12 protein-coding genes are annotated in these 12,629 nt (G+C 72.5%); 6 read left to right on the top strand and 6 right to left on the bottom strand.

The window, feature by feature from the left end; translation table 11 throughout:
* The first annotated feature begins 88 nt into the window (after window positions 1–88).
* Window positions 89–1,057, top strand: a complete 969-nt coding sequence (locus IF19_RS0114605) for a polysaccharide deacetylase family protein (protein WP_030112761.1) — start codon at window positions 89–91, stop codon at window positions 1,055–1,057.
* Between the two features lie 210 nt (window positions 1,058–1,267).
* Here IF19_RS0114605 and IF19_RS0114610 read toward each other — a convergent pair whose 3' ends face one another.
* Window positions 1,268–1,741, bottom strand: a complete 474-nt coding sequence (locus IF19_RS0114610) for a DUF6234 family protein (RefSeq protein WP_030112760.1) — start codon at window positions 1,739–1,741, stop codon at window positions 1,268–1,270.
* A gap of 278 nt (window positions 1,742–2,019) precedes the next feature.
* On the opposite strand from IF19_RS0114610, the gene groES reads away from it, so the two are divergent.
* Together groES and groL are read left to right on the top strand one after the other, a co-directional pair.
* Window positions 2,020–2,328, top strand: coding sequence for a co-chaperone GroES (gene groES, locus IF19_RS0114615; protein WP_003966899.1), 309 nt, complete (start codon window positions 2,020–2,022; stop codon window positions 2,326–2,328).
* Window positions 2,329–2,424: 96 nt separating this feature from the next.
* On the top strand, window positions 2,425–4,050 hold the full coding sequence (gene groL / locus IF19_RS0114620) for a chaperonin GroEL (protein ID WP_030192698.1): 1,626 nt from the start codon (window positions 2,425–2,427) through the stop codon (window positions 4,048–4,050).
* 273 nt (window positions 4,051–4,323) lie between these two features.
* On the opposite strand, the gene IF19_RS0114625 is transcribed toward groL, so the two are convergent.
* The 4 genes from IF19_RS0114625 to IF19_RS0114640 form a co-directional block, all read right to left on the bottom strand.
* Window positions 4,324–5,097: an SDR family NAD(P)-dependent oxidoreductase gene (locus tag IF19_RS0114625; protein ID WP_030112757.1), complete on the bottom strand. Its 774-nt coding sequence runs from the start codon at window positions 5,095–5,097 to the stop codon at window positions 4,324–4,326.
* 10 nt (window positions 5,098–5,107) lie between these two features.
* Complete coding sequence (locus IF19_RS0114630) at window positions 5,108–6,637, bottom strand: multicopper oxidase family protein (protein ID WP_170757256.1); 1,530 nt, start codon at window positions 6,635–6,637, stop codon at window positions 5,108–5,110.
* A 106-nt stretch (window positions 6,638–6,743) separates the two neighbouring features.
* Window positions 6,744–8,369: an outer membrane protein assembly factor BamB family protein gene (locus tag IF19_RS0114635; RefSeq protein WP_030112755.1), complete on the bottom strand. Its 1,626-nt coding sequence runs from the start codon at window positions 8,367–8,369 to the stop codon at window positions 6,744–6,746.
* A gap of 175 nt (window positions 8,370–8,544) precedes the next feature.
* Window positions 8,545–9,213 carry an MOSC domain-containing protein gene (locus tag IF19_RS0114640; RefSeq protein ID WP_030112754.1) on the bottom strand — a complete coding sequence of 223 codons (669 nt, stop codon included), beginning with the start codon at window positions 9,211–9,213 and terminating at the stop codon, window positions 8,545–8,547.
* An 82-nt stretch (window positions 9,214–9,295) separates the two neighbouring features.
* Here IF19_RS0114640 and IF19_RS0114645 point away from each other — a divergent pair, with 82 nt between their 5' ends.
* On the top strand, window positions 9,296–10,186 hold the full coding sequence (locus IF19_RS0114645) for a LysR family transcriptional regulator (protein WP_030112753.1): 891 nt from the start codon (window positions 9,296–9,298) through the stop codon (window positions 10,184–10,186).
* A 189-nt stretch (window positions 10,187–10,375) separates the two neighbouring features.
* On the opposite strand, the gene IF19_RS0114650 is transcribed toward IF19_RS0114645, so the two are convergent.
* A complete protein-coding gene (locus tag IF19_RS0114650; RefSeq protein WP_030112752.1) occupies window positions 10,376–10,711 on the bottom strand; it encodes a WhiB family transcriptional regulator in 336 nt (111 codons plus the stop codon).
* A gap of 452 nt (window positions 10,712–11,163) precedes the next feature.
* Between IF19_RS0114650 and IF19_RS0114655 the strand changes: the two genes are divergently transcribed.
* Together IF19_RS0114655 and IF19_RS0114660 are read left to right on the top strand one after the other, a co-directional pair.
* Window positions 11,164–11,775 (top strand): response regulator transcription factor, encoded by a 612-nt coding sequence (locus tag IF19_RS0114655; RefSeq protein ID WP_003948568.1) that lies wholly within the window; start codon window positions 11,164–11,166, stop codon window positions 11,773–11,775.
* Between the two features lie 277 nt (window positions 11,776–12,052).
* The gene (locus IF19_RS0114660) at window positions 12,053–12,628 is read left to right on the top strand and encodes a sigma-70 family RNA polymerase sigma factor (RefSeq protein WP_006126954.1); all 576 of its coding nucleotides are present in this window, start codon (window positions 12,053–12,055) and stop codon (window positions 12,626–12,628) included.
* Window position 12,629: the final 1 nt, after the last annotated feature.

Raw genomic sequence — 12,629 nt, forward strand, 5'->3', positions numbered from 1 at the left:
GGTCCGTGTGGGCCGCCCGGGGGACGGTGCCGGCCCGCTCGCGGTGTCGAAAGGGCGCACGGTGCGACGGCTGGCAGGATGCGGCGCCATGCAGCTAGTACGACAAAACGAAAAATCAGTCGTTAAGTGGCACAGAAAGGGCGCCCTCGTGCTGGCGGCCCTGCTGGCCGCCGCCGTCGCCTCCGGGTGCGCGGCGACACCGGAGAGGGGCGGGGGCGGGGGTGAGAGCGCGGCCGGCGGCGGGCCCGTGGAGTCCGCCACCGGCCGGCAGGGCGAGGCGGCCCCCCAGGCCGGGCCGGGCCGCGCCCCGGAGACGTACGCGCAGAAGGTCGCGAAGAAGCAGGCCGTGCGAGCCCTCGCCGCGAAGAGGTGGGGGCTGGCCAAGACGCCGCTCGCCGCCCCCGAGCCGCCGGTGGTGAAGCCGCGCGTCACCACCCGCCAGGGGTTCGAGGTCCGGGACGACGCGGGGCTGCCGCCCGTCTTCACCACCGTCCCGACCAAGGAGAAGATCGTCTTCCTGACGATGGACGACGGGGCCGAGAAGGACCCCGAGCTGCTGCGGATGATGACCGAACTCGACATCCCGTACAGCGCCTTCCTCAGCGACTACGTCACCAACGACGACTACGGCTACTTCAAGAAGATGCAGCGGCTCGGGGTGACCCTCAACAACCACACCCTCAACCACCGCTACCTGCCCGGCCTCTCCGCGGCCGAGCAGGAGCGGGAGATCTGCGGCCAGCAGGAGAAGATCCTCAAGCACTACGGGAAGCGGCCCACCCTCTTCCGGCCGCCCTACGGCAACTACAACCGCGACACCCTCGTGGTCGCCAAGTCCTGCGGGATCACCGCCGTGCCCCTGTGGGCCTCGGAGGCGTTCCCGGACCGCATGGAGTGGCGCGAGTGGGACCGGGACCTGCACCCGGGCGACATCGTCCTCACCCACTTCCGGGGCAAGGGGGACTGGAAGGGCTCGATGCCCGACATGATCCGCCGGGTCATGAAGACCATCACGGACAAGGGGTACGCGGTGGCGAAGCTGGAGGACTACGTCTGACCGGCTGACCGGCTGACCGGCTGGCCCTCGCTGACCGGCGCTGGCCTGCCGGCCCGTCACACCCGCCGGTCCGCTGGGGCCGCCGTTCCGCCGGTCCGCTGCCCGGCCGTCCGCCGGCCCGGCTGACCCGTCAACCCGCCGGCCGCCGGCCGCCGGCCCCCGGCCCCTGGTTCCCGCGCCCGCCCCCGTACGTACGCCCCGAGTGCGCGCTCAGCCCCCGCTGCGCGCGCACTCGTCGCTGTCGCCCCCGCTGAGACAGGGCGGCGCGTTCCGGACGGGGGCCGGTTCCTCGGCGTCCCGGCCGCTTCCCTGCACGGCGGACGCCAGGAGCGCGACGCCCAGCGCCACCGCGACGACCGCCTGGATCCCGCCGGACCAGTGCCACCCGGTGAGCAGCAACGCCACGGCGACGCAGGCGACCACGAGGACGAAAACGCCGATCGCGACGATCGGCGTCCAGTCCGTGCCCGGGTCCGCGGGCGGAGGCGCGGACAGTTTGCCGTCGGCCGCCTCGTGCGACCGCGTCATGCCCCGTACCACCAGCCACAGCACCAGCAGCGCCCCGGCCGCCGCCTCCGCGACCACCAGCAGCACGCCCGTCAGCAGGTCCGCGCCCCGGCCCGGCCTCTTCGCCGCCGAGCGCTCGCCCGGCCGGCCCGGCAGTCGCCCCGCGGAATCGGTCATCTCCGTACCGTCCTACGGAACCCAGCGCTCCACCCCCGCGTTGTCCGGACGGTGACCCGATGGAGGCCCGGCCGAGACGGCGCGAGGGTGGTGAATTGGCACTCCGCTTGACCGAGTGCTAATCGCGGTCATAGTCTCGGGTCTGGCACTCCCCCCTGGAGAGTGCCAGCACCACCTTGTGCGACAGGGCAGGTCCGGCACCCGCGACGACGGATCGGTCCGATCGCCTCCCACTGACTGTTAAACCCCGTGAGATCTCCGAAGGGGGAGACCGGATCGTGTCGACCACCAGCTCCAAGGTTGCGATCAAGCCGCTCGAGGACCGCATTGTGGTCCAGCCGCTCGACGCCGAGCAGACCACGGCTTCCGGCCTGGTCATTCCGGACACCGCGAAGGAGAAGCCCCAGGAGGGCGTCGTCCTCGCCGTGGGCCCGGGCCGCTTCGAGAACGGCGAGCGGCTTCCGCTCGACGTCAAGACCGGCGACGTCGTCCTGTACAGCAAGTACGGCGGCACCGAGGTGAAGTACAACGGCGAGGAGTACCTCGTCCTCTCGGCCCGCGACGTCCTCGCGATCGTCGAGAAGTAATTCACCCACGTCTGCCTGTGTTCTGCGCCCCTGGCCCCCAGCGACTGACTAGCCGGGCGGCGAGGGGCGCAGTTCATTTTGAGAGGGATACAGCCCATGGCGAAGATTCTTAAGTTCGACGAGGACGCCCGTCGCGCCCTTGAGCGCGGCGTCAACAAGCTTGCCGACACGGTCAAGGTGACGATCGGCCCCAAGGGCCGCAACGTCGTCATCGACAAGAAGTTCGGCGCTCCCACCATCACCAACGACGGTGTCACCATCGCGCGCGAGGTCGAGCTCGACGACCCGTACGAGAACCTGGGCGCCCAGCTCGTCAAGGAGGTGGCGACCAAGACCAACGACGTAGCGGGTGACGGCACCACCACCGCGACCGTCCTGGCCCAGGCGCTCGTCCGCGAGGGCCTGCGCAACGTCGCCGCCGGCGCCTCCCCGGCCGCCCTGAAGAAGGGCATCGACGCCGCCGTCAAGGCCGTGTCCGAGGAGCTCCTCGCGACCGCCCGCCCGATCGACGACAAGTCCGACATCGCCGCCGTGGCCGCGCTCTCCGCGCAGGACACCCAGGTCGGCGAGCTCATCGCGGACGCGATGGACAAGGTCGGCAAGGACGGTGTCATCACCGTCGAGGAGTCCAACACCTTCGGCCTGGACCTGGAGTTCACCGAGGGCATGGCCTTCGACAAGGGCTACCTGTCCCCGTACATGGTGACCGACCAGGAGCGTATGGAGGCCGTCCTCGACGACCCGTACATCCTGATCCACCAGGGCAAGATCGGCTCCATCCAGGAGCTGCTCCCGCTGCTGGAGAAGGTCATCCAGGCCGGCGGCTCCAAGCCGCTCCTGATCATCGCCGAGGACGTCGAGGGCGAGGCGCTCTCCACCCTCGTCGTCAACAAGATCCGCGGCACCTTCAACGCCGTCGCGGTGAAGGCCCCGGGCTTCGGCGACCGCCGCAAGGCCATGCTCGGCGACATCGCCACCCTCACCGGTGCGACCGTCATCGCCGAGGAGGTCGGCCTCAAGCTCGACCAGGCCGGTCTGGACGTGCTCGGCACCGCCCGCCGCGTCACCGTCTCCAAGGACGACACGACCATCGTCGACGGCGGCGGCAACGCCGAGGACGTCAAGGGCCGCGTCAACCAGATCAAGGCCGAGATCGAGTCCACGGACTCCGACTGGGACCGCGAGAAGCTCCAGGAGCGCCTCGCGAAGCTGGCCGGCGGCGTGTGCGTCATCCGGGTCGGCGCCGCCACCGAGGTGGAGCTCAAGGAGAAGAAGCACCGCCTCGAGGACGCCATCTCCGCCACCCGCGCCGCGGTCGAGGAGGGCATCGTCTCCGGCGGTGGCTCCGCCATCGTCCACGCCGTGAAGGTCCTGGAGGGCAACCTCGGCAAGACCGGCGACGAGGCCACCGGTGTCGCGGTCGTCCGCCGCGCCGCCGTCGAGCCGCTGCGCTGGATCGCCGAGAACGCCGGCCTGGAGGGCTACGTCATCACCTCCAAGGTCGCCGACCTCGACAAGGGCCAGGGCTTCAACGCCGCCACCGGCGAGTACGGCGACCTGGTCAAGGCCGGCGTCATCGACCCGGTCAAGGTCACCCGCTCCGCGCTGGAGAACGCCGCGTCCATCGCGTCGCTGCTGCTCACGACCGAGACCCTGGTCGTCGAGAAGCCGGCCGAGGAGGAGGCCGACGCCGGTCACGGCGGCCACGGCCACTCCCACTAGTACCGCCCGTACGGCCCGTACCGCTTCCGGTACGCCCGTCCGGTACGCCTGAGGCCCGGTGCCCCCGTCGCGGGGGCACCGGGCCTCGGTGCGTCGGGGCCCGGCACGCGACCGGGGCGGCGGCGGCGTGCGCGCGCGGGCCCCGGCGACCGGCGAAACCGGCCGGCGCGACCGACTGGCGCAACCGGCACAAGCGTCACGCCGACCGGCACAAGCGTCACACCGACCGGCGCCACCGACCCTGCGCCACCGTCACACCGACCGGCACAACCGTTACTGCGGGCCGTACTTGCGCCCCGTCCGCGAGGTCACCCCGCCGAGCAGACCCCGCGGGGCCACCTTCACCAGCCCCATCAGCGCCTTGTAGCGCGGGTCCGGGATCGACACCGTCTTGCCCCGGCCCAGATCCGTCAGCGCCGCGGCCACCAGCTTGTCCGCGTCGAGCCACATCCAGCCCGGGATGTTGTCCGTGCCCATGCCGGCCCGCTCGTGGAACTCCGTCCGCACGAACCCGGGGCACAGCGCCATCAGCCGCACCCCCGACCCGGCCAGGTCCCGCGCCGCGCCCTGGGTGAACTGGACCACCCACGACTTGGACGCCCCGTACGTACCGCGCGGCACGAACGCCGCGACGGACGCCACGTTGACGACCCCGCCCCGGCCCCGCTCCCGCATCCCGGCGACCGCCGCCGAGGTCAGCCGCAGCACCGCCTCGCAGTGCACCTTCAGCATCGTCAGCTCGTCGGCCATGGACACCTCCAGGAAGCGCCCCTTGTTGCCGAACCCGGCGTTGTTGACCAGCAGGTCGACCGGGTGCCGGACGTCGGCGAGCCGCTTCTCGACCGCCTCGATACCGCCGTCCGTGGACAGGTCGGCGCTCAGCACCTCCGCCTCGATGCCGTGCCGGTCGTGGAGTTCGGTGGCCTGTTCGCGCAGCCGCGCGGTGTCCCGCGCCACCAGCACCAGGTTGTGGCCCTGGGCCGCGAGCCGCCGCGCGAACGCGGCCCCGATGCCCGCCGTCGCGCCCGTGATCAGTGCAGTCGTCATACGCGGCACGTTAGTGCCCCGCGTGGTCCGGGACCGCACCCGCCCGCCGCCCCTTCTCCACCACCACGAACTGGCCCATCATCCCGAGGTCCTCGTGGGACAGCAGGTGGCAGTGGTACATGTACGGGATGTCCGGATCGGGCGGCCCGTCGAACCGCAGCGCGATCCGCACGGTCGAACCCGTCGGCACCGCCACCGTGTCCTTGCGGCCCCGCAGCGCCCGCTCCGGCCGCTTCCCGTCCACGTCCAGCACCCGGAACTCCGCGTCGTGCACATGGAAGTTGTGGGTCATGTCGCCGGCGTTGCGCAGCGTCCACACCTCCGTCGTCCCCCGGGTGACCGTCCGGTCGATCCGGTCCATCGCCATCGGCCGCCCGTTGATCCCCGACCGGCGCAGTTCGAAGTGGCGGGCGCGCACCGCGTCCCCGGCCTCCGGCAGCCCCAGGCCCGGGTCCGCCGCCAGCCGGGCCGGCACCGCGGGGGAGGGGCGCAGCCGTTCGGCCGCCCGCAACTGGAGGACGTCGAAGGAGTCGTCGCCCCCGTCGAACCGCCGTTCCCAGCCGTTGCCCTGCCGCCACGGATAGCTCCGCAGCACCGTCCGCTCACCCGGCCGCACCGTCACGACGATCTCCGCCCGCTCGCCCAGCGAGAGCTGGACCCGGTCCATGGACGCGGGCTCCGGCAGCAGTCCGCCGTCCGTCCCCACCAGGGCGAAGGGGCGGTCGTCCGCGAAGCCGAAGGTGTAGATCCGGGCGGTCGAGGCGTTCAGCAGGCGCAGCCGTACGCGCTCGTCGCGCACCTCCGCGTACGGGTCGAGGGTGCCGTTCACCATCGTGCGCTCGCCCAGGAAGCCGCTGTTGGCCAGGAACCGGTGCCCGTGGTCGAACTCCGCCCCGTCGAACGTGACGTCCTGCACCATCACCGGCAGATCGTCCACGCCGTACGTCTTCGGCAGCTTCAGCCTCTCGCTGTCCTCGTCGTCCAGCAGGAACATCCCGGCCAGCCCGCGCCGCACATGACGCTCCGTCGCCCCGTGCGGATGCGGGTGGTACCAGAGCGTCGCGGCCGGCTGGTCGACCGTCCAGCGCGGGGTCCACGCGGACCCCGCCGCCACCGTCTGGTGCGGCCCGCCGTCCATCGCCGCGGGCAGGTGCATGCCGTGCCAGTGCACGCTCGACGCCTCGTCGAGCGCGTTGCGCACCCGGACCGCGACCCGCTCACCGCGCTTCGCCCGCAGCGTCGGTCCCAGGTGGCTCCCGTCGAACCCCCACGTCGGGGTCGCCACCCCTTTCCGGAACTCCGTGGTCCCCGCCCGCATCCGCAGGTCGAAGACGCGCGTGCCGTCCCGGTCCACCGTCGAGCGCGCGAGCGGCGGCACGGCCAGCTCGTCGGCGAACCGGACCTTCCCGACCGTGCTGATGTCGGCCGACGTCCACCACCACGCGAGCGAGCCGCCCACCGCGGCCCCGAACACGCCCACCACCACCGCCAGGGTGATGAGCACCCGCCTCAACCGCCGCCGCCCCCCGCGTTTCTCCATGCCCGTCAGCATTCCGGCGGCGGACCCGGCCCGGCATGGGGCAGGGCCCTGAACCGCCCCCGACCGGACCCTTACGGCCGGGCCGGGGGAGAACCCCCAGGACGGGTCAGGGGGAGCCCGGGGCGAAGGACAGCATGCGGGCCTCGCGTACGGGCTTGTGGTTCTCGTCGCCGCTGACCTGCGTCGGCGTCAGCACGAGCCGTCCGTCCACGTACGCGGTATGTGCCGAGAACATCTCGTACTCCCACGGTGCGGTCGCCGCCGGATGCTTCACGACCTCCGTCTCCGTTCCGGCGCCGCGCGGCCCCATGAGGTAGGTCCGGCCGGGGGAGCTGGGGCCTGCCGCCTCGTAGACGCGCATCGCGTTGCCGTCCTCCGCGCGCAGGGGATAGAGCGTCCGCATCCGGTTGTCCTTGACCCCCCACAGGAACTTCCCGGTCCTGGCGTCGTACGCGCCGACCTGGTCCGTGCCGCCGACCATGATCATGCCCTTGCCGGCCCCGGAGCCCCGGCAGGGCTGCAGATCCTCGCCGGCTCCGGCCCCGGCGCAGTGCTCGAACCCCTTGGCACGGGCGTCGAAGGTGACGCGGTGCTTGCCCCCGGGGTCCAGGACCGTGATCCGCCAGTCCTTCGCGACGTCCTCGTTGTTGTAGACGGTGAAGGCGACCGGGTCCATGGAGATCAGACTGCCGACGCTCCAGCCGGTCTCCGTGCGGTAGCGCCACAGGATCTTCCCTGTACGCGGGTCGAGCTCGCGCACCTGCCCGAAGTTCTTGCTCCGGTCGATGGCGACCATGCAGGTGGAGCTCACCAGCAGCCGGTCGCCGCCCGCCACCTTGTCCGGGATGCACGCCCCCTTGTTCTCCCGGGGGACCTTGTAGAGCTTGCTCCCGTCGGCCATCCGGTAGGTGGTGGTGAACATGTCCCGGGCCACGGCGAGGACATCGCCGCTGATGGCGCTGTAGACGAGGTGCGTGCTCCTCTCGTCACCGGGCTCGTCGAGCTTCGCGTGCCATCCCTCCTTCCCGGTCTTCAGGTCGATCATCTGCATCTGGTTGCAGAGGTTGTTCCGCTCGTTGTCCGGCCGCTCGTGACGGAACACCACGACCTTGCCGTCCGGCGTGGGGTTGGCCGGGGTCTCGCACACGGCGGAGGGGAGCGTCAGGCTCCAGACCTCGGCGCCGTCGGAGAGCCGGTAGGCCGTGACCTTGCGGTACAGGGCCTGGACGGCGGTGTCGCCGACGATCCACAGGTCGTGGACGGGGTTGATCTGCTTGGGTATGTCGGTTCTGTCGTCGGCGATCCACGCCGCCGCCTCACCCGGCTTCCGCGCGGCGGCGACCTCCGCCGTCGTCGGGATGCGGCTCAGCTCCGGGCCGCCCGCCGGGGGAGCGGAGGACGGGGACGCCGAGGCGGAGGGGCCGGGCGACTTCTTCGCCACGGGCTTCGCGGGCTCGCCCCGGCCCCGGTCGGTGGCGGCGTACACCCCGCCCGCCACGACCACCAGCACCAGCGCGACGACCGCGGCGACTACCGGGCCCCGGCCGAACCGGCGGCGCGGGGGCGGAGGCGGCGGGACCGCCGCCCCGTACCCCGGCTGCCCGTACCCCGGCTGCCCGGAGTCCTGGGGCGCACCGGGCCCCGGGCCGTCCTGCGGGGAGGCGTACGGGTTGCCGGGTACGGGCTCCTGCCGCGGGCCCGGGGTGTACCAGGGCTGCTGCGGATCGGGCATGGTCTTCCCCCTGAGACGTGCCGCTCGGTGTGGTGTCCCGGGCACGGCGTCCCGTGCGCGGGTCACTGGTGGGGGACGCACCGGACGCCCCGCCAGTTCCCGCCCCCCGGAAGCCCCGACGCGGGGCGGGCCGGGGCTCCGGTCCCCGCCCCGCGCGGCGGACTCTCCCCCTCGGTCAGCCCTGCCGGGCGGTGTACTCCCGCGCCTTGCGCAGCGCCTCGGGGTGCAGCGCGTCCCCGGCCGCCAGCAGGGCGGGCAGCAGGGTGCGTTCGGTCGTCACGGCCCGGAACTGCAGGGCGGCGGTGACCTCGTGGTCCGGCCGGTGCACGATCTCGACGGGGTCCCCGGCGCGGACCGTCCCCGGCTCGACCACCCGCAGATAGGCGCCGGTGACGCCGTGCTGGGTGAACCGCCGGACCCAGCCCTGCTCGCCGAGGTGGCCCGCGAAGGTCCGGCACGGGATGCGCCCCGAGGTGACCTCCAGCACGAGGTCCGTCCCCACCCGCCAGCGCTCACCGATCAGCGCGCCGCTCACGTCCACGCCCAGGGTCGTGAAGTTCTCGCCGAACACCCCGTTGGCCAGCGTCCGGCCGCCCAGCTCCCGCTCCCAGGCGTCCAGATCCTCCCGGGCGTACGCGTACACCGCCTGGTCGCTGCCGCCGTGGTGGCGCAGGTCGCACACGGCGTCCCCGGCCAGACCGCTCCCGCCGGCGCCCTTGGGGCCCGGGTCGCGCACCTCGACGGGGCCCTCCGCCGGTCGCTTGTCGATCCCGGTGAGGCCGTCCGGGCCGTCGGTGTGGGTGGAGGGGCGGGGGCGGCCGGTGTTCACGGTCAGCAGCTTCATGGCCTCACGCTAGCGGCCCCGTCCGCCCCAAGTCATCCGAGATGAATGGGCCCGCTCTCCAAGCGTTCCTTATGCTGGAGGGGTGATCGAAGCCCGCCACCTCCGTGTCCTGCGCGCCGTCTCCGCCACCGGCTCGTTCTCCGCCGCCGCCCGGGAACTCGGCTGCACCCAGCCCGCCGTCAGCCAGCAGATGAAGGCCCTGGAGGCGTCGGCGGGTACCGCGCTGCTGATCCGCACCGGACGCGAGATGCGCCTGACGCAGGCCGGCGAGGCGCTGGTCCGGCACGCCGCCGGCATCCTCGCGGGACTCACCGCCGCCGAGGAGGAGGTCGCCGCCATCGCCGGGCTCCGGGCCGGCCGGGTCCGGCTGGTCTCGTTCCCCAGCGGCAGCTCCACCCTGGTCCCGGGGGCGCTGGCCGCCCTGCGCGCCGAGCACCCCGGCACCCGGGTCTCGCTGGTCGAGGCCGAGCCGCCGCGCTCGGTGGACCTGCTGCGCGAGGGCGACTGCGACATCGCGCTGGCGTTCCGCTACGGGGCGACCGGCGGCGAATGGGACGACCTGGTGGTCCGCCCGCTGCTCACCGACCGGCTGATCGGCCTCCTCCCGGAGGGGCACCGGCTGGCCGGGGCGTCGAGCGTCTCCATCGGGGAGCTGGCCGATGAGTCGTGGATCGCGGGCTGCCCGCGCTGCCGCCGCCAGCTCGTGGAGGTCTGCGAGGAGTCCGGCTTCGCCCCGCGCATCGACTTCGCCACCGACGACTACCCGGCGGTGATGGGCCTGGTCGGGGCCGGGCTCGGGGTGGCGGTGCTGCCGGAGCTGGCCGTGGAGTCGGTACGCCCCAAGGGGGCCAGGGCCGTACCGGTCGAGCCCGCGATCGAGCGGGAGATCGTCGCGCTGACCCTCCCGGACCTGGCCCGGGTCCCGGCCGTGGCGGCCACCCTGGACCAGCTCGCGCGCACGGCCGCCCGCTGACACGGCGCGGGTCCGCACCGCCCGTCGCGCGGGGGACGGCGACGGGGCCGGTGACGCCGACCCGTACGGGGGCGTCGGCCCTGCCGGGACCTGCCGGGACCTGCCGGGACCTGCTGGGAACGCCGACCCGTGCCGGGACGTCGGCCGTGGTGGAAAAACGTTTCTGCGTTCAGGTGGCGCGTGCGGGTGTCAGCCGGCGCCGGAGCCCGGGGCCTGGGGGCTCCCGGCGGCTGCGGTGATCAGGCGGGTTCTGGCCCGGCCCATCAGCTCTTCGCGCTCGTCCTCGGTCAGGCCGCCCCACACGCCGTAGGGCTCCCGTACGGCCAGGGCGTGCGCGGCGCACTCGGACCGTACCGGGCAGCGCATGCACACCTCCTTCGCGGAGGTCTCGCGAGCGCTGCGGGCCGCGCCGCGCTCGCCCTCGGGGTGGAAGAACAGGGAGCTGTCCACGCCGCGGCAGGCGGCGAGCAGCTGCCAGTCCCACAGATCTGCGTTGGGTCCGGGAAGGCGGGAGAAATCTGCCATTGCTTGTCCCCTCGGAGCTGTGCTGCGTCGGAAGCGGCATCCTCGACCGGCTCGGATCGACGGCCGCGGTGGGCGGACCGCCGGTGATCGGTGTGACCGAAGTCTCGACCGTACATCTACGGTGCTAGTAGATGTAAATATGACTGTTTGCGAATCTAGCCACAGACACCCTCGAAAGGGAAGAAAAGCTGCCAAATAGGGCATGCCGGAGAGTGAAGATCAAGTTGAGGGATGAATCAACCGCGTCGTTCTCCTCTGTATTCAGGGGTTCACGTAGAGTGCCGAACTCGGTCGCCTGGCCCGTAACTCTTTCGAGTGACCATCGTTAAGAGAGCGGATGCGGTTGACGGATATCCGGCTCGGGCACATGTCCGAGGGGGTCAACCGCACAGGTGACGACTTGATTCAGCCTGGAGGCTCAAGGTGACGCGCATCAGCTGCGGAGGACGGTCATGACATCCGTCCTCGTCTGCGACGACTCCCCGCTCGCCCGAGAGGCGCTCCGTCGCGCGGTGGCCACCGTGCCCGGCGTCGAGCGCGTGACGACGGCCGCCAACGGCGAGGAAGTCCTCCGCCGCTGGGGCGCCGATCGTTCGGACCTGATTCTGATGGACGTACGCATGCCCGGTCTGGGGGGTGTGGAGACGGTCCGGCGGCTGCTCTCCGCCGACCCCGGAGCGCGGATCATCATGCTGACCGTCGCCGAGGACCTGGACGGGGTCGCCCTGGCGGTCGCCGCCGGGGCCCGCGGCTATCTGCACAAGGACGCCTCGCGCGCCGAGTTGCGGGCCACGGTCACCCAGGCGCTGGCCGACCCGACGTGGCGGCTCGCCCCGCGCCGGCTGCGGTCCGCCGAGATGGGGGCGGCCCCGACGCTCACCGCACGGGAGATTCAGGTGCTCGAAGGCATGAGCCACGGCCGCTCCAACGCGGAGATCGGCCGGGAGCTGTTCCTCTCCGAGGACACCGTCAAGACCCACGCCCGGCGCCTGTTCAAGAAGCTCGGCGCCTCGGACCGCGCCCACGCGGTGGCCCTCGGATTCCGCTGGGGCCTGGTCCGCTGAGGGGCCGGCCCGGACCGCGCCCCGTCCGCCGTTCCGCGGGCGGGGTCACGGAAGCGGACCCGGTGGTCCGCACCGCACGGAGGCGCCCGCGCAGGCGTCATGTGACGCTTCCCGGCCGATGACGCATCCTTGAGTCGTGGAGTTCCTCGGGAACGATTCGGTCGAGCGGAAGGGGAGGGCGCAGGACATGACATCCGGCGCACCCGCTCATAACGCTTCGGTGCACAACTCGGGACGCGGTGGAGCGGACCCGGACGCAGCAGGGCACCATGGTCCGATGCGCGACGACGAGACCACGGTGATCGGTGCCCTGGTGCACCGGGCCGTCGACGGCGACGCGCAGGCCACCCACGATCTGCTGGCCCACGTGCACCCCCTCGCGCTGCGCTACTGCCGCTCCCGCCTCAACCGCCTCCCCGGTGACGCCCGTCACTTCGTGGAGGACCTGGCGCAGGAGGTCTGCGTCGCGGTGCTGATGGCGCTGCCGCGCTACAAGGACACCGGCCGCCCCTTCGAGGCGTTCGTCTTCGCGATCGCCGGCCACAAGGTCGCCGACCTCCAGCGGGCCGCGATGCGCCACCCCGGATCGACCGCCGTCCCCTCCGACGAGATGCCGGAGCGGCCCGACGACTCCCTCGGGCCGGAGGAGCGCGCCCTGCTCAGCAGCGACGCCGCCTGGGCCAAGAAGCTCCTGGCCAACCTCCCGGAGAGCCAGCGCGAGCTGCTGGTCCTGCGGGTCGCGGTCGGGCTCACCGCCGAGGAGACCGGGCGGATGCTCGGGATGTCGCCGGGCGCGGTCCGGGTCGCCCAGCACCGCGCGCTCAGCAGACTCAGAGCGCTCGCCGAGCAGTAGG

Source organism: Streptomyces californicus, assembly GCF_000717645.1.
Taxonomy (GTDB): domain Bacteria; phylum Actinomycetota; class Actinomycetes; order Streptomycetales; family Streptomycetaceae; genus Streptomyces; species Streptomyces californicus.